This window comes from Aeoliella sp., from assembly GCF_965227375.1.
In the GTDB taxonomy this organism is placed as follows: Bacteria; Planctomycetota; Planctomycetia; order Pirellulales; family Lacipirellulaceae; genus Aeoliella.
In genome coordinates this window covers 1229503-1244913 of record NZ_CBDDFX010000001.1, presented here as the reverse complement: position 1 = coordinate 1244913, position 15411 = coordinate 1229503, and the positions used below count along the sequence as shown (strand labels likewise).

Annotated in this window: 14 protein-coding genes; 5 read left to right on the top strand and 9 right to left on the bottom strand. The window is 60.7% G+C overall.

Annotated elements, in window-relative coordinates:
* Window positions 1–57 precede the first annotated feature (57 nt).
* The 3 genes from ACQK2L_RS05175 to ACQK2L_RS05165 all read right to left on the bottom strand — a co-directional run bounded on the left by ACQK2L_RS05175 (window position 58) and on the right by ACQK2L_RS05165 (window position 2498).
* A complete protein-coding gene (locus tag ACQK2L_RS05175; RefSeq protein WP_425395864.1) occupies window positions 58–618 on the bottom strand; it encodes a superoxide dismutase family protein in 561 nt (186 codons plus the stop codon).
* A 106-nt stretch (window positions 619–724) separates the two neighbouring features.
* Window positions 725–1057 carry a rhodanese-like domain-containing protein gene (locus ACQK2L_RS05170; protein ID WP_425395863.1) on the bottom strand — a complete coding sequence of 111 codons (333 nt, stop codon included), beginning with the start codon at window positions 1055–1057 and terminating at the stop codon, window positions 725–727.
* A 133-nt stretch (window positions 1058–1190) separates the two neighbouring features.
* Window positions 1191–2498 carry a hypothetical protein gene (locus ACQK2L_RS05165; RefSeq protein WP_425395862.1) on the bottom strand — a complete coding sequence of 436 codons (1308 nt, stop codon included), beginning with the start codon at window positions 2496–2498 and terminating at the stop codon, window positions 1191–1193.
* A 362-nt stretch (window positions 2499–2860) separates the two neighbouring features.
* Between ACQK2L_RS05165 and ACQK2L_RS05160 the strand changes: the two genes are divergently transcribed.
* On the top strand, window positions 2861–3199 hold the full coding sequence (locus ACQK2L_RS05160) for a hypothetical protein (protein ID WP_425395861.1): 339 nt from the start codon (window positions 2861–2863) through the stop codon (window positions 3197–3199).
* Window positions 3200–3397: 198 nt separating this feature from the next.
* Here ACQK2L_RS05160 and ACQK2L_RS05155 read toward each other — a convergent pair whose 3' ends face one another.
* On the bottom strand, window positions 3398–3877 hold the full coding sequence (locus ACQK2L_RS05155; protein ID WP_425395860.1) for a hypothetical protein: 480 nt from the start codon (window positions 3875–3877) through the stop codon (window positions 3398–3400).
* Complete coding sequence (locus ACQK2L_RS05150; RefSeq protein ID WP_425395859.1) at window positions 3852–4265, bottom strand: hypothetical protein; 414 nt, start codon at window positions 4263–4265, stop codon at window positions 3852–3854. Before ACQK2L_RS05150 ends, ACQK2L_RS05155 begins: the two co-directional genes overlap by 26 nt.
* Window positions 4266–4717: 452 nt before the next feature.
* On the opposite strand from ACQK2L_RS05150, the gene ACQK2L_RS05145 reads away from it, so the two are divergent.
* On the top strand, window positions 4718–5674 hold the full coding sequence (locus tag ACQK2L_RS05145) for a histone deacetylase family protein (RefSeq protein ID WP_425395858.1): 957 nt from the start codon (window positions 4718–4720) through the stop codon (window positions 5672–5674).
* A 12-nt stretch (window positions 5675–5686) separates the two neighbouring features.
* On the opposite strand, the gene ACQK2L_RS05140 is transcribed toward ACQK2L_RS05145, so the two are convergent.
* The 4 genes from ACQK2L_RS05140 to ACQK2L_RS05125 all read right to left on the bottom strand — a co-directional run bounded on the left by ACQK2L_RS05140 (window position 5687) and on the right by ACQK2L_RS05125 (window position 10518).
* Entirely contained in the window at window positions 5687–7078 is a 1392-nt protein-coding gene (locus ACQK2L_RS05140) for a BNR-4 repeat-containing protein (RefSeq protein ID WP_425395857.1), read from the bottom strand.
* Between the two features lie 38 nt (window positions 7079–7116).
* Window positions 7117–7395 (bottom strand): hypothetical protein, encoded by a 279-nt coding sequence (locus ACQK2L_RS05135; RefSeq protein ID WP_425395856.1) that lies wholly within the window; start codon window positions 7393–7395, stop codon window positions 7117–7119.
* Between the two features lie 61 nt (window positions 7396–7456).
* On the bottom strand, window positions 7457–8935 hold the full coding sequence (locus tag ACQK2L_RS05130) for an alpha/beta hydrolase family protein (RefSeq protein ID WP_425395855.1): 1479 nt from the start codon (window positions 8933–8935) through the stop codon (window positions 7457–7459).
* A 92-nt stretch (window positions 8936–9027) separates the two neighbouring features.
* On the bottom strand, window positions 9028–10518 hold the full coding sequence (locus ACQK2L_RS05125; RefSeq protein WP_425395854.1) for a PcfJ domain-containing protein: 1491 nt from the start codon (window positions 10516–10518) through the stop codon (window positions 9028–9030).
* Between the two features lie 294 nt (window positions 10519–10812).
* Between ACQK2L_RS05125 and ACQK2L_RS05120 the strand changes: the two genes are divergently transcribed.
* The 3 genes from ACQK2L_RS05120 to ACQK2L_RS05110 all read left to right on the top strand — a co-directional run bounded on the left by ACQK2L_RS05120 (window position 10813) and on the right by ACQK2L_RS05110 (window position 15386).
* Window positions 10813–11220, top strand: coding sequence for a GntR family transcriptional regulator (locus tag ACQK2L_RS05120; protein WP_425395853.1), 408 nt, complete (start codon window positions 10813–10815; stop codon window positions 11218–11220).
* Window positions 11213–12154: an ABC transporter ATP-binding protein gene (locus ACQK2L_RS05115; RefSeq protein ID WP_425395852.1), complete on the top strand. Its 942-nt coding sequence runs from the start codon at window positions 11213–11215 to the stop codon at window positions 12152–12154. Before ACQK2L_RS05120 ends, ACQK2L_RS05115 begins: the two co-directional genes overlap by 8 nt.
* Before the next feature lie 139 nt (window positions 12155–12293).
* On the top strand, window positions 12294–15386 hold the full coding sequence (locus ACQK2L_RS05110; RefSeq protein ID WP_425395851.1) for a hypothetical protein: 3093 nt from the start codon (window positions 12294–12296) through the stop codon (window positions 15384–15386).
* Window positions 15387–15411: the final 25 nt, after the last annotated feature.

Sequence of the window (15411 nt, the reverse complement as noted above, 5' to 3'; positions counted from 1 at the left end):
AGACCGAGCCATCTAATCTACTTTCTGTCAGGTCGCCCCGGTCGGGGGACCGCTGCGCTACTCAATCACGCCAAACGCCACGCGCGCTCCAGCGTCACCTGTAGGCTGCGTGAACTGGTCTTCACCAGCGTGAATCACAATGGCGCGGCCGACAATGGACTTCGGCCCGTTCAGGCTGATCACAGTGTCTTCGATGTTCACTTCGGCTACACCTTGGTCGTTAGCTTGAATGTTACCCAGGTCGCCTACGTGTCGCTCTTCGTCGCTGGGCTTACCATGCGGATTGTTGTCCGGGTTGAAGTGACCTCCAGTCGACTTGCCGGCCTGCTTGTCGGACAGATCGCCGCTCTGGTGAACGTGAAAGCCGTGCTTGCCCGGTTCGAGTCCGGTCACGGTACCAGTGATGATCACGGTCTCGCCATCTTGCTTGAACTCAAGCGAACCTTCGACACCGCTTTCGCCAATGGGCTCCAATTTACAAACGGCCGTCGTCACGTCCGCCGTATCTTCGCTGCTGGTGCCTGTGTCCATACTCTGCATCGGACCCGTCCGGTTCTCGCATCCAACCAGCAGGGCCATGGTTGTGACTGCGGTGAATAGTGAAAGACTGCGAATCATAGCTTGATATCCTTGTATTCGTGTGTGTTGGTACAGGAACAGCCGGCGGAGCGCTGCTCCGCCGGCCGGGTTGTGGACTACCATATGGGGGTGCAAGCTCTCTCGCTCACACACCAACGGTGCGATGGCCCGATTCCTTCCATCCCTCGGCGCCAGATTCGAAGTCGTAGACATTCGTGAAGCCTGCCTTTTCGAGTTTCTCGGCCGCCTGGGTCGACGACGAGCACTCGGTGTTCGCGCAGTACACCACGACGGGCTGGTCCTTGCCACCCGCCTGCTTTTCTACGCGCTCGACGAAGTCGTCGTCCTGCTGCGGGATGTTCACCGCGCCTTCAATATTGGTTTTGTCGAAGTGCGCTTCGTCCAGCGTGTTGACCAGGAGAAATCTCTTTCCCTGTTGCTTCGCTTGGTCAAGTTGAGCTGCGGTTAGTTTCTGCATTTCGAGTCCTCCTCTTCTTTCAGTTTGCCGACCTGCCGGATTAGCTTGGGAAACAATGCACCAAGCTCTGGCGATGGCCGGCTTGAAGAGAAAGAAAGTTGTGCAAGCGCGATGCCAGTCAGCAGCGAATCGCCTAGCACCACCGCGGATTCGCCGAATCGCAGCAAGTTTTGAGGCCTTCGCGCGGAACTCGCAACTCTCGCCGGTAGACCAGCACCCAACGTGGTCGCGCATCCATCAAAGCCTGTACTCCGCGAAGCGCTCCAGCGGCTATCAGAGCGGCCGCCAGTAGACCACTCATCGAAGGCTCCGGCACCACCAAGCTGCTGCTGCCGCCCGTCGACGCGGAGCCAGTAGCGCCGAAGTTGGCCTTCCAGACGTCGAAGTCGGCCGCGTCCACCACCTGGTTGCCCGATCCGTCGGCTCGCAGGTCGATGGTCGATCCCAGGCTGTTGCGCCACTGGACGTAGTCGGCCACGTTCACCAGCCCGTCGAAGTTGTAGTCGCCTGCGGTCGGGATGTGCTCGGTATCGATCACGTAGTACTCCAACCACTCCGCACCGGCCTCCAAACCGGTGGCGACCGCTTCTTCGAACTCGCCACCAAAGCGACTCGCCTGGCTGCCGCTTACCATCTGGAACCCAACCGAGTAGCCCTGCTCTTTTAGTTCCACGAGCTTCTCGTACTTCTCGCGATCCAGTGTCACCCGCGCGCTTAAGTCGTTGGCCTGAAACGCCGCCCGCTCGCCGGCACGTTCGATCAACTCGTCCAGGATCCAGTCCGAGTCTTCCCGTTCCAGGTTCGCTTGCGATGGCGTTGCGTAGTTCAGCACGATCTTCTGATCGGGGAATGCCTCGATCACCGGGTCGGCAAAGTCTACCCACGCTTGCGCCAACGCTGGCGACGAGAATCCTGGCTGCAACAGTAGCTCGTCCGAAGTGTGCATCTCCGACGTGCGCGAAAAGCCCGGCAGGTGCACGCTCGTTAGCCGCGGCGTGTCGGCGTAGCGCGTGCCGAGTTCCGCCGCTAGCGTTTCCCAATGCGCGAGCAACTCCGGATCCCACGGAATCGGCGCGGTCAGCGGCACTTCGCTCGTGCTGCTCTCGAACTGATAATACGTCACGCCCGGCAGGTTCAGCGGTGTGTTCGTGCCGCCCATCACGCGGAGCTGGACATCGCGATCGAGCTGCTCGCCCCGGGCCATCTGTTCGTCGAGCCAGTCGAATCCTTCGTCGTGCAACATCTGCCACGACACGCGAATCGTGAAGCCGCTCACGCGCTCGTCGCCGATGTCGTCATCGCCGTGATCGTTGTCCACGCCTTGCAGCAACACATAAGGCACACCGGTGCCGGACGCCGCATGGGCAATCGCCATGAACGACAACAACAGCAAGCCATAGTTACGAGGCCTAATTGTACGAGGCCCAAGTTGCCAAGGCATAGTTCGACACCTTCTGCCTGCCATCAACGGTAGGCCGATTGAGGTTGACTATGACAGACGCGGCGACCACCGCGGTAATCTTGCGGAGGTGAATCGCGACTGAGTTCTGTTCCGATGCGACGCGCGACGCCGCACATGTTTGGCGGTTTGTCCTGACGAAGCTCTCGCAGTTGCCTAAACTGCGAATCAACGAGCCACGCGCGACCGCCTGATGAGTCGCCTTTGATTATACGGTTTGTTGCGAAGCGACCAAGCCAAATCTTCAACTTTCGCCGAGAATTCGTGCGGTTTACCAGCATCGCATCGACTGCATTGCGAGCCGTGACACGACTAGCAACTCCTTCCACAAGGAACCTGACCCGATGTCCAAAGGAACGACCATTGCAATCATCGCGGCCATCGAAAGCAACACACTCGCCGAAGCGTACGACACGATGCTCACCGACACGATCAAAGCAGACCTAGCCCCGACCAAGCATGCTCGGGGCCAGGTCAATTCGCCAGTTCTGTCCGTTTTGTCCCAATACTCCATCCATTGGCCCAAAACCCCAGGTGCTATGGTCCACCTCCCTTTCAAAAACCCTTGTTTTCTCGATCAAACCAATCGGGGGGTGCGACAAAACACACCACGTTGTTCCCCGCATGTTTTCAGTGGGGACAAAACGACAGTCGCCGTTCGCTCCGCGAACGAGCGCCCGTAGCTACGCTCGCCCAGAGCGTGGATGCCCAACCAAGCACGCATACCACCCGGCGCAGCAAACCCCGTCGGCAAGACCTCCGCCGTCCGATGGCGGCAGCTACAGCGCTCACCGCACCCCTCATTAGATCACACCCCCGCGCGGTCTCAACCGCGATTATTTTACAAGCCGCATTTCTTACCAAGACGCGACCGCGGTGCGTTACCCGGCACCACCAACAAATGCACTGGTGTCTGCAGGCGTCTCCTCAAGCAACTTGGCGATCAGTGAATTCTTGAGCAACGTCTCCAACTCCGAATCCAACTCCTCAATGGTACTTACTTCTAAGGCGCAAGACGCTTCATCGTCTGTCGGGCCGAAGGACAAGGTGATGACCATCTCAAAAGCGTCATCGTCGAACTCGGAGTACTCCGGCAAAGCATCGACCGCATGGACGGTGCGACGAATCGAAATCTGCTGTTCTTTAAGGTCAACTCTGCACCACTCAATGCAGAACGTATCAGCGTCATAACCATCCTCTATTGGGGCGCCAACAACGCGGCAACTCCGATAGAATTGGACAAATTCCTCTACCACTTTTCGTGACGAGACGGGTTGCGAAAGAAGCTCGCGAGCAAATCGCAAGAAGTAGGGGACAACCTCTTCGGTAGTCAGTTCACTGGGGTGATTGTATGTCGTCATAGGTTCGTTCGCCATTTGACATGGTTCTTTGGCTAGGTGCACAGCACTGTGGCCAGTCATCATTTTGAATGAAGTTTGGCAACCGTGGAGTCCGTCGGCAATCGTCACACATCTCAACGGTGCGAGCAAATCTCTGGCTTTGCGATTTAGTTCCCTTGGGATAACGCTCGTTGATGAGCGAACCAATGATCCGTTCGTCGTCCTTTGGGAGAATCCAGCGAAGTGGAAGTGATTTGATGCACTTCAAGCACGCCCGATCGCCCATGTCTCCTTCGACTTCGATGTAGATCCTGTACAGACCGGAATCCGTGTTGCACCAGTCGCATGTCCCCGGCTCGGCATACTTGGAGAGAACCTCGTCGGTGATGTAGGTGAAGATTTTACCCATGGACTTCAGGCGGGGGGTGATTCCGGGGGCTCTCCTGATACTGCAGCGCTAAGTTTTAGCAACGCACCGCTGGAATAGCCACGAAAAGGATACAAAAGGCACGAAAAACAAATGCCTTGCTGGTGAGCTCCTACTCTTCGCACGGCGTCTCCTTTTCGTGCTTTTTTGTGCCTCTTTGTGGCAGTTTTCGGCCCATCGGGATTGTCTCAACGAATTTGCACACACGTGATTTAATCCGTGCCCATCCGTGTTCATCCGTGGCTAAGTAACCGGCGCAGCCACCGCGAGCGGCTCTCGACTCTCTGCTCCCTCTTGTTCTAACATCTTTGGCCATAGGTCGGCTGCGCCAGAATCATCCGCTTTCTGTTCCGAGGTCATTCGAAGTATAACCGATGAGTGCGATAACTCGCCGCAACACCTGAGTAGTCCAACGCCTACCACAAAACCCTCCCATGCCCCGCGTCGTTTACTCTCGCCACTACAACATCGGCTTCTGGGGCTTCGAGCGGTTACATCCGTTCGACTCCCAGAAGTACGGTCGGGCGTGGAAGGTTTTGCGGCGGCGCTTTGGCCGTTCGCTCCGGCAAATGCACGTTCGCCCGACCCGCCCGGCGAGTCGCGACGAGTTGCTGTTGGTGCACACGGCCGACTACTTGAAGAAGCTCCGCGATTCGACGTACGTCGCCAATGCGCTCGAAGTGCCGCAGCTGCGGCGATTGCCGTGGTGGATGATCGATCGGCGCGTCTTACGGCCCATGCGATGGGCCACGCGCGGCACGATGGTCGCCGCGCAGCAAGCGCTCGAGCATGGGCTGGCGGTGAACCTTAGCGGCGGCTACCACCACGCCAAGCCCAACCGCGGCGAGGGCTTTTCGATCTACGCCGACGCGGCCATCGCCATCGCTGCGCTTCGCGAACACAAGTTGATATCCGAAACCGCGCGCATCGCCTACGTCGACACCGACGCTCATCAGGGCAATGGTGTCTGCCACACGTTCATGGATGATAACCGGGTGTTCATCTTCGACATGTTCAACAGCCGCATCTATCCCATCTTCGACGTCGACGCCCGCGGGCGGATCGACTGCGAGGTGGCCCTCACGTACAACTGCACCAATTTCGAGTACATGCGAGAGCTCGAAGCGCGGCTGCCCGGTTTCCTCGACTCGGTCTGCAACTCGCCGGTCGGGCTGGCGATCTACAACGCAGGCACCGACGTGTTCATGGGCGATCCGCTGGGCGGTCTCGACATCTCGGCGGCCACGATCCTCGAGCGCGATTTGTTCGTGGTTCGCGAGCTCCGCAAGCGAAACATCCCGACCATCATGCTGCTTAGCGGCGGTTACACCCAAGAGAGTTTTCAGCGTGTCGCCGACTCGGTGATCGCCTTGCTGGAAATGGATGCATGACTCGCCGTGCCACTACCGAACCCGCACCGGCTTGGCGAAATCGGATTCCATTTCCTGCGGCAGCTGCCAGACCTTGGTGCCGTCCTGGTTGCAGAACCACAGCCGCGACTCGCTGTCGCGCTGGGTGGGATCGCCGTCGGCCCAGTAGGCGTAGAAGTCGGGGTGGGCATTCACCGGCAGGCGAACGTACGAGTGGTTTCTGGCGCTGTCGCTGGTGATCACTTTCCGGTTCCAATGCTTGCCTTCGCTGTGACTCTGCCACATCACCACTTCGCCGCCGGTCCAACCGGCTTGCGGGCCTGGATCGGTGGGCGCGAAGATTCGCCACACGTCGTCCTTTTCAATGGCGAGCTGCCCGAAGTCGTAGTTGTGGTCCGACGTGGTGAAGTTGCTGATCCGCCAGTGGTCGCCCACCCAATGAGCGGTCACCCACTGGCGCGGTCCGTTCTCGGGGCCCGGGTCCTTGCCCTTGCTCAGCAGGTACAAGAGCACCGGCCGGCCCTGGTTGTCGAATGTCACGTCTTTGAAGTATGTGAACGTCTTGTCTTTCCAATAGTCATGCACCAGCGCAGGGTTGGGCGTCTCGGTCAGCGGCACTTCGAGCGGTGTGCCGTCGGCGGCAGTCCATGTCTTGCCGAAGTCGTCGCTTTGCATGTAGTGAGGATTCGTCCGCGTGTCGTGGTCGCCGCCGCGCTGGCCGTAGTTGGGGAAGTAGATGAACGCCACGCCGATCCGCGAGCCTTGCGTTGCGCTGAAGCCATACTGCCCGCGAATCTGCGCGATCTGCCTGGTGTCGGACCACTCGGTCGCACCCGTGCGGCAGGTTTGAAACACGACCGCGCGCCGCAAATCGTACCGATTGTGCAGGAAGAACAATCCCTCGCCCGGCACGGTCCACGCCTGGCCGTAGGAGAAGTCGAGCCCGTCGTCGATCGTCTCGAACGACTCGATGCTGTACGGCTCGCGGCTGCGATGGATCCGCGACCGCTGCTTGGCGCCATGTGTGTTGGAGAAGATCCAGATGTACCCTTGCTCGTCGATGGCCAAACAAGGATTGTCATGGGCGTCGGTGGTCCGCTTGTCCATCACGATCGTCGGCCGCGGCACCTGCCCGGTGGAGTGATCGTAGTACGACACTAAGTGCAGCAAGTTGTACTTATCCTTCTGCCGCCCTCCGTAGCAGAAGAAGGTCTTGTTCGCCGCGGCCGAGTAAACCGCAAACGGCCGAATCTGCTGCGTGTAGGTCGCCATGCCCCCGGAGTACTTCGTGCCGATGTTGTACCAGATGCCGCGGTAACCATCGTCCTTGGGGTTGGCATTGGTGCCCGCCTCGGCTGCCAAGAGCGGCGCGGCGTGCAGGAGCAGTATGGCTGCTGCTAGGAGGGAGTACCTGAGGTGTGACATGAGACTACTTTCGAAACTCGGCTAGGACCATTGGCAGGTTACTCACTGTTTGCAGCCATCGCTTGTTCGTAGATTTCTCGCAGTGGTGGGCCTTCTTTCCACTTGCTCTCGTAGGCCATCAACATTTCCTTGAGCAAGTCCTGGTCACAGGTTTCCCAATGTTGCACCAGGATGGGGATGTTGTGGATGGCATCCATCAGGTCTGCTAGACGATCCGGGTTGACGTGCGATCCCCATGCTTCCGATCTTGCGGTTAGCACAGCCCTGACGACGACCTGCATGCACGCTCGCATTTCTCGCTCTGGGGCCACAGCCATAATACTCTCCGAATCGCCGCACAAGAAGAAAACCGAACCAAGGTCAGCTACAAGTCCACGCTCAGTTCCCCGCCGGCTCCTCCGCCCAGATTCGCTCCATCCACCCAATGAAATGCGGCACGTTCGGCAGGTCGGTGTGGCCCCCGTCGTGCTGACGCCAGGCGAGGTGGCCGTCGAGCAGGTCGGTATTCACCGGCGGCATCTTCTCGCTCAGGTAGTCGTCGCTGCGGCCCAGGTCGCGGGCGCCGAGCACTCTGAAGGCGGGTTGCGCTGCGACGGCGGCCATGAAACTGCCTTGCTGGTCGAGCCACAGCGCGTCGCCTCGTTCGGGAATGCCGTAACTGATGAACGTGGGCCGCGGCGCGCACAGCGCGATCAGCATGTGCGCGTCGACCGGCAGGTCGCTGGCGTTCATCGAGCCGAACGACGACTCGGCCGCGCCGTACTTCAGGAAGTTGCCAGCCATCCAATGGTACTCGCCGGATCCGGTGAGGTTCTCGACCGCTTCGCCAAAGTTGCGTCGATAGAGACTCGCGCCGCCTTCGCCGGATGAGCCAACCAGCACCGTGGCAAACCGCGGATCGAACGCCATGGCCACCAGCGCCGCCTTGCCAAAGCGCGACACGCCGCTAATGCCCACGCGGTCGGCGTCTACTGCTGGATCGGTCTCCAAGAAATCGAGCCCGCGCGAGGCGCCCCAAGCCCACGCCCTCAGCGCGCCCCATTGCTCTGGCGTGCGCGGTTGTCCCTTGTTCACCAGGCCAATGATGCCGCGCGTCAGCCCGCCGCCCGATGGTCCATTTGCGCGTGGCCCACCTCGACGGCGGCGCTCGCCACCGCTGTCGTCCTGAACGCTATATGCGCTGAGCGTCGCGGATCCCCAACCCGCTTCAGCGAGCTGCTGCTCTTTGGACGGCCCCGGCCGCCGACCCCCGCCGAAGCGGCCGCCGAAATCGAGATCTTCTCCGTCCGGTCCCCAACGGGTGAAGCCAAACTGCATCAGCACCGGCACCGGCTCGGTTGCCTCTTTCGGAACCGTGAGCGACATCAGAATGTTGACTGCAATCTCGGGGCAGGCGGAGTTGTCCACCCGGCCGACCAATCGCTTCTCGACGACCGGCACGTCGCCAAGGTCTCGCTCGATGGTCTTCACCACTTCCCACTGCACGTCAGGCACACCGTCGGGAATGCGCCCCAGCACTTCGCGCTCGAAGTCCTCCACGATCTCCGCGCGGCGCTGTTGCCACTGGTCGGCCGTAGTGACCTTGCTGCCATCGGCAAGCGTCATCAACTCCGGCAACTCTGGATACGGATTCGCTTTCGATTCGTCGGTGTTGGCCGCATTCGGATCCGACGGATTGCCGCTCGGCCCCGGCCGCAGGCGAGTGATGCCAAGTTGTTGCATCATGTTCTGATGATCCTGTTGCACCGAAAACATTACCGGCGGAGGTTCCGTCGCGGTCGCTTCCTCCGCCCATAAGGGAGTGGAACAGGGGAGCAGCACACTGATCAGCAGGCAAGCAGCTTTGGCATTCGACATATTTGCAGGCTCCGATTTTTGAGGACCCGATTGCAGATGAGCTACCCGAACGATACCGCACCCGCTCGCGCCGGGAAAGTCATCGGCGGGGTTCACACGAAACTCGCCACTCGAAGCCCAGCTTCGGCTGTCCAGCGGGTGAAGATCTGCCGCTCTTTGTCGGTCGGCAGCCGGTTCAACTTGCCGCGGGCCTGGCACAGCGTGCGATTGCGAATTTCCAGCGTGAGCGACTTCTGGCGGCCTTCACGCGATTCGACCTCCATCGCCCAGATCGAGCAGCGGCCCTGGGCGCAGCTCGATACATAGCTCGCCACGCAGTGTTTCATTCGCCGACCTTCGTCGACCAAAGCGCGGCTGCCAATCAGTTCGCGGATGGTCCACGTCTTGCGGTTGCCGTGCTCAGCGCCTTCGACGAACTCGAACTCACGGATGCCGCTTGGCTGCCAACGACGAACCTGGCATGCTTGCACCTGGCGCAGCAAACCGTGCCACTGGTCGACCTGACGCAACAGGGCGTCCGGCGTGCGGCCGCGCATGGTGAGGTTCGGCTGCGGCGCGGCCCTGGCTGGTGGGTCACCTTGCACAACGTCCACCGGCTGCGGTTCGAAGCGTTGATTCTGCAAGTAGTCGACAATCGGCCCCACGTGTTGCCGGTCGAGCATGGGGTGTTCGATCAGCCAGCGGATCACGGTGATCCAGAACGCTTCGTTGTCGAACGACTCGCCCAGACGCGTGCCGAACAGCGCTCGGGCCAGCGGCTCGTCGCCGCCCAGCCCGTGCACTTGTCCCCATCGCAGCGCCTGGATGATGCTCGCATCTTGCGGCGCGCGGCGGAAGTGGTGCGCCATCTTCTTGGTGTAGTCGATGGGCAAGTCGCAGCGGCGAATGTTCTCGCCGCGGGCTACACGGATGTACCAGTAGCGGTGCTGATTGGCGAGTTTGTCGTCCTCGCCGAACCACACCGAGTCGAAGAATCGCGGAACGTCGTCGTACTTCGACAACAGGTGCCGCGCCAGCGACGCGAACTGCCGCTGGGCGTTGTGGGTCGAGGGCTTCCAGTCTTCCACGGGGCGAAGCCAGTGTGAAGCGTACCGCGCCAGCATGGCGAGGGCTTCAAGGTAAGTAACGCATCGCGGGTAGGCACCGTTGAGAACGGGGCCGGAGTCGTCGAAGAACTTCGCGCGAACGCGGTAGAGATGCTCGATGAGTCGCAGCAGCGACTGGCGATCGGCGCGGCGCTGGTACAGCTTGCGGTTCCGCGGGTTCTTGAGGGCAAACGCCAACCGCGCTAGATGAGGCGGATTGATGTTCTCCAGATCCAGCCGTCCTTCGCAGATGCCCGTGAGCATTTCGAGGACATTGCCCGACCGCTTCTTTTTGCTGAGGAGTACCTGCTTGGCCCGCACCTGCCTGGCGACCGAGCACTCGCGATGGCGTTGATTGCCGGTTTTGTAGAGGGTCTTGGAGAACCCATGCTCCACGCACCACTCTTTGTACTGCTCGGCCGAGTCGAGGCCCAGGTAGCGGAGGTGGCGCTGAAAGTCACGTTCTTGTTCGGCGGTGTCCTGTTTGTCTTTGCGCATGGCGATACGAACCAATGAATGGCGCTGCCCGACGGGCGGAAATGGGTTGGGACGTGGGTCGGGGCTCGGGGCGACTAGACATGGCGATGCAGCCTTTCTGGCAAAGTGAAAGGGAAGTTGGTTACGCGTTGGGGGTTCGACAAGGGGCAAATGCCCGAGGTTCGCGGCAAACTTGCACTACGCCGGCGGTCGCGCGACTTTTCACGTTTTCTTGTTGACACCCTCCCCGCCCAGGTGTACTATCGAACTAGTACGGTAGTTCGCCTCTCCAATGGCGGCCCAAGGAGCCTTGCAGTGTTTATCCGTGTCGACAGCTCGAACGGCGTGCCGGTCTATGAGCAGATCGTCCGGCAGGTGAAGTTCGCCATCGCCGATGGCGTGGTGGCCGCGGGCGATCTGTTGCCCAGCGTTCGCGAGCTGGCCCGCGAGCTGGCGATCAATCCCAACACCGTGGCCCGCGCTTATCGCGATTTGCAGTCGCAAGAAATCGTGGAATTGGCTTCGGGTATCGGGCTCTCGGTCCGCAGCGGGGCGAAGCGCGAGTGCCAGACGCAGCGGCGTCGACTTTTGCAGATGCGGATCGGCAACGTGCTGGAAGAAGCGTTTCAATCGGGGCTCGACGCAGCCAGTGTGCGGCGGCTGGTGGATGCTGAGTTGGCTCGGCTCGACAAACAGTTCGTGGGAAACAGCAGCGATGAATAACGTGATTCAGTTGGACAAAGTTACCAAACGGTACGGCAAGCAGACGGCCGTCGACAACGTTTCGTTCACCGTGCCGCCGGGCTGCGTGTTCGCGCTGTTGGGCGAAAACGGGGCGGGCAAGTCGACAATGATCCGCATGCTTCTCGGCCTCACCACGCCCGACGCTGGCGACCTGCACGTGCTCGGGCAGTCCAGCAACACCCAGGGCGAGGCGATCCGCCGGCAGGTGGGTTACGTCTCGGAGCGGCCCACGCTGTACGAATGGATGACCGCCGCCGAAATCGGCTGGTTCACGGCCGGCTTCTACGGCGATGGCTTCGAACCAAACTACCGGCAACTGCTGGCGAGCTTCGCCGTGCCGAGCGATCGCAAGATCGCCCACATGTCCAAAGGCATGCGCGCCAAGGTGGTGTTGTCGCTGGCGCTCGCGCATCGGCCGCCGCTGTTGGTGCTCGACGAACCGACCTCGGGACTCGACACGCTGGTGCGTCGCGAGTTCCTCGAAAGCATGGTCGACCAGGCGGCCGGCGGGCGGACCGTGTTGCTTTCGAGTCATCAAATCAACGAAGTGGAACGCGTGGCCGACTGGGTGGCCATCATGCATGAGGGCCGGCTGATGGAACTGGCGAAGCTCGACCAGTTGAAGGCCACCACCCGGGCGTGGACCGTCACCATGGAGGGCGTGGCCTCCGCGCCGCCGCAGATGCCCGGCGTGGTGCTGGCCAGTAGTCGCCATGGCCGGCAGTGGCAGTTGCTGGTTCGCGACGCGGAACTCGACATCGACGCAACCACCGCCGCGCTAATGGAGCGAAGTGGCGTGGTGGCCGTGGACAGTCATACCCCGTCGCTCGAAGAGATATTCGTCGCCCGCATCGGCCCCGATGGCTCGCCCCCTCCGGCAAGTGAGCCGCAACCGATGCCCATGGTGATGTGATTGAAAAATTGCGTTCTTAAGGAAACCCAATGGGTGCCTGGGGACGAGTGCAACGAGCCCCCAGCAAGTAGATATGTACGGAACTGGGGGCTCGCGAAGCTCGACCCCAGCCACCCTGGCTATTACCCAAGGCCGAACCATGTCGACCATCGCTTCGCCTTCGCTGTCGACCACCGCCCTGCCTTGGCGGCTGATCGGCCGCTTTGTGTGGAAAGAACTCCGGCGGATGCGCTCCTTCGCGCTCGGCGTGGCGGGGCTGGCGCTCGCGATGATGCTGTTTGCCAAAGCGGTGGCAGCGCCGGCGGATGCTGACCAGTTGCGCATCTTCTTGCTATTGTTCCCCGCCTTTGGTGGTGGTGCGTTTGTGATCATCGGCGCAGCGATCACCGCGTTCGCCGTCGAGCGAGAAGAACAGACCGACTCGTTCCTCTACTCACTGCCCCGCTACCCGCTGTTCACGTTTGTGGGCAAGCTGATTGCGGTGATGCTGCTTGGGATTCTCTTTACGCTCACCATGTCGATCGTCGCCTGGTGCGTAGGCGGGTTTGGCGGGCTAGCTGCAGACGTTATGCGCCAGGCGGTGCCAGTAGGTTTGACGCTGCTGGTCGAAGCAACCGCCTGGGGACTGCTCGTGTCGCTGCTGGTTCCGCGCCCACTGCTCGCGGCCGTGCTCGCTTGTGGTCTTACGTCGTTCAGTTCGCAGGTGGCCATCGGCCTCTCGGGAGGGGCTGGATACCAAGGGGACGATTACTACGAAGCAATCCCCGCCCGATTGGCGTTGGCAACCGTCGTCCTGCTGATGAGCGCGGTGTTGTCGCGCCGCTGGATGCTCGGTACCGACAATACCTGGCGAGTACGAACAAAACGGAAGGCTGCCGCACCAACCAAGCCAACCGAAGTGGCGATGGCCCTTACTCCGGCGCTCGCCCAGCAGTCGCTGCAGCCGATCGGCCCCGCCACGCGACGCGGTATCATCTGGCGATTGGCGTGGCAGACCTGGCGCGAGTCGTGGCGGACGATGCTCGCCGTGGTAGCGGGTGGTCTACTCCTGATGCTAGGGGTTTTGGCACTCGCGAAGTCGAGTGGCCACGTGGCCCTGGAGCAATTTCCCCTCAGTTTGTTCTTTGTCCCCGGCCTGTGCGGAGCGATGGCGTTTCGCCAGGATCATCGTCGCGGACAGAAGCAGTTTCTGGCCGAACACGCTGGGCGACCGCTGCTAGTTTGGTTGGTGCGAGTGGCTGGATGGTCCCTGTTTGTCGTACTGTTGTGTATGCCGTTTGTCGTGGTGGCGATGTCGATCAACTTGCAATTCGCCATTTCCAACCTGCCGCTGACACAACAGGGCTACCATGCCTTTTCAGCGGAGCTGCAAGCCCGCAGCGCCGATGTTGCGTACTACCTGGTGCTGAACTTCAGCCTGGGCACGCTCACTGCGTTTGCCATGGGGCAGCTGGCCTCGCAGTTGATCAAGAGCGAAATCCTGGCGATGGGTGTGAGCTTGCTGACTTCGTTTCTCACACTGTTCTACTGCATGCTGATCGTCACGTGGCGTCTGCCTCCGATGTGGTGCCACCTGCCGATCATCATCGGCTGCCTCGGTGCCACCTACCTCCGCGCGCCCGACTGGATCGCCGGCCGCAACACGCTCGGTCGGTGGTCGGGCACGGTGCTGGCGGCCGTCGTGCCGCTGGTGGTGGTCGTGTTGAGCGTTCCCGCGATTCGCGCATCGCAGATCGACCGAGCGACTGCACAATTCCGCGCGCAACAGCAGTGGCTCTACCAACTGGACCCCCTGGTCGGACGAATCGGCCCGGTCCATCTCGCCTCGCGAGTTGCCGAACTAGAGGAACAGCAAAGTGCGGCCGAGGAGGTCTCCCGCCAGTATCGCGAGGTACTGCAGGAGATTGTCGGGAGCCAGCCGGCGATGGGTGGAGAGGGAGAGTTCAGTATCGGATCTATTGGTGATGACTCCTCGGATGAGTTCGAAGTGACCACGCCAAAGGGCGGCACGCCGGAGCAGATCGACCGACTTGTCGAGTTGACTAAGGAGCCTGCAGTCCAAAGCAGCAGCCACGATACTTGGCCAACCGAGGTCGTGTCGCTGCTGGATACCGATGCACGTCGGGCGCTGGACGAAGGCGAGCTCGACCTCGCCTGGAGTCGCCTACTGGCTATCGAGTGGTTCAAGAGTCAACTGCTGAACGATGGTTCGGTTGGAGGATTGCATGCTTTGAGCGCGATGAGAATCCGCTTCGACAATTTGGCACACGAGCAAGTCCTGCTCGACTGGGCATCAGCGCCAGGGCAGTCTGCTGAGCGGCTCAAACAGGCCGCGGCCGACTTGCAGGCAGTTCAGGAAGGCTATCCACTACTCGACCACATTCCGGTCGTTTGCTACCAGGCGGCCAAACAGTCTCTCGACCATCGCACCTTTCTGTTCGACGACGATGCGCCGGACAAAGGCGACTGGGATGCGGCAATGTTCCTTGACGGACTTCCGGGCGAGCACGAGCGTGCCAAGAAAGCGCTCGACATACTGGCCAAAATGTCCATCGACTACTCCCGTCGCACCAGCCACTCGGCAGGACAGGAGCTTCGCGAGCAACTTCTGTCCACTCTTTCTGCCGAATACGGGCACCCCTTCCTGAACGATCCTATCGACGCGAGCATCCAATGCCAGCGAATGTGGCAAACGGCCGATTCGAGCATGCTCGCCAGCAAGGTCTGGAACTCCTACGGCAGGCTGAACTTCCGGCTCATCGACGCCATCAACTTGCGAACCGAGCTCAGCCTTCAGCGACTCCGCTTGGCGCTCATCGCTTACCACCTCGATCATGGCCAGTACCCAGAAACGCTTCGGCAACTGATTCCCGACTATCTCACGCGGTTGGAACTCGACCCTTACTCCCGCGAGATGTTCCAGTACGCGCCTCGAATTTACGAAAAGTCCATGTGGGGCGAAGAGCAGTGGAGTGAATTTGCACAACAGCACAACATTTTCCCGCTGATTTGGAGCGTTGGGTGCTTCAATGTTGAAGCCGATGAGGTTGCCATTGTTGCAAACCCTGCCGAGCTTGCCGCTGACGACTCTGCCATACCACAAAAACTGCCCATCATAGGCCCGGGTTTCGGCCCTGGCACGAAATTCGAAACGCAGAATCCGTCCCAGCATATTCAGCCGAGTTACCCGCTACTCAAACTCCCCCGCGACGACGAGTTCCCAGACGAGTAAGGCCGATGCTCGCCATGGTGCCTCG

Excerpts from the sequence above, each read along its gene's own strand:
- ACQK2L_RS05175 (WP_425395864.1), bottom strand. The coding sequence starts at position 618 with ATGATTCGCAGTCTTTCACTATTCACCGCAGTCACAACCATGGCCCTG.
- ACQK2L_RS05170 (WP_425395863.1), bottom strand. The coding sequence starts at position 1,057 with ATGCAGAAACTAACCGCAGCTCAACTTGACCAAGCGAAGCAACAGGGA.
- ACQK2L_RS05165 (WP_425395862.1), bottom strand. The coding sequence starts at position 2,498 with ATGCCTTGGCAACTTGGGCCTCGTACAATTAGGCCTCGTAACTATGGC.
- ACQK2L_RS05160 (WP_425395861.1), top strand. The coding sequence starts at position 2,861 with ATGTCCAAAGGAACGACCATTGCAATCATCGCGGCCATCGAAAGCAAC.
- ACQK2L_RS05155 (WP_425395860.1), bottom strand. The coding sequence starts at position 3,877 with ATGACGACATACAATCACCCCAGTGAACTGACTACCGAAGAGGTTGTC.
- ACQK2L_RS05150 (WP_425395859.1), bottom strand. The coding sequence starts at position 4,265 with ATGGGTAAAATCTTCACCTACATCACCGACGAGGTTCTCTCCAAGTAT.
- ACQK2L_RS05145 (WP_425395858.1), top strand. The coding sequence starts at position 4,718 with ATGCCCCGCGTCGTTTACTCTCGCCACTACAACATCGGCTTCTGGGGC.
- ACQK2L_RS05140 (WP_425395857.1), bottom strand. The coding sequence starts at position 7,078 with ATGTCACACCTCAGGTACTCCCTCCTAGCAGCAGCCATACTGCTCCTG.
- ACQK2L_RS05135 (WP_425395856.1), bottom strand. The coding sequence starts at position 7,395 with ATGGCTGTGGCCCCAGAGCGAGAAATGCGAGCGTGCATGCAGGTCGTC.
- ACQK2L_RS05130 (WP_425395855.1), bottom strand. The coding sequence starts at position 8,935 with ATGTCGAATGCCAAAGCTGCTTGCCTGCTGATCAGTGTGCTGCTCCCC.
- ACQK2L_RS05125 (WP_425395854.1), bottom strand. The coding sequence starts at position 10,518 with ATGCGCAAAGACAAACAGGACACCGCCGAACAAGAACGTGACTTTCAG.
- ACQK2L_RS05115 (WP_425395852.1), top strand. The coding sequence starts at position 11,213 with ATGAATAACGTGATTCAGTTGGACAAAGTTACCAAACGGTACGGCAAG.
- ACQK2L_RS05110 (WP_425395851.1), top strand. The coding sequence starts at position 12,294 with ATGTCGACCATCGCTTCGCCTTCGCTGTCGACCACCGCCCTGCCTTGG.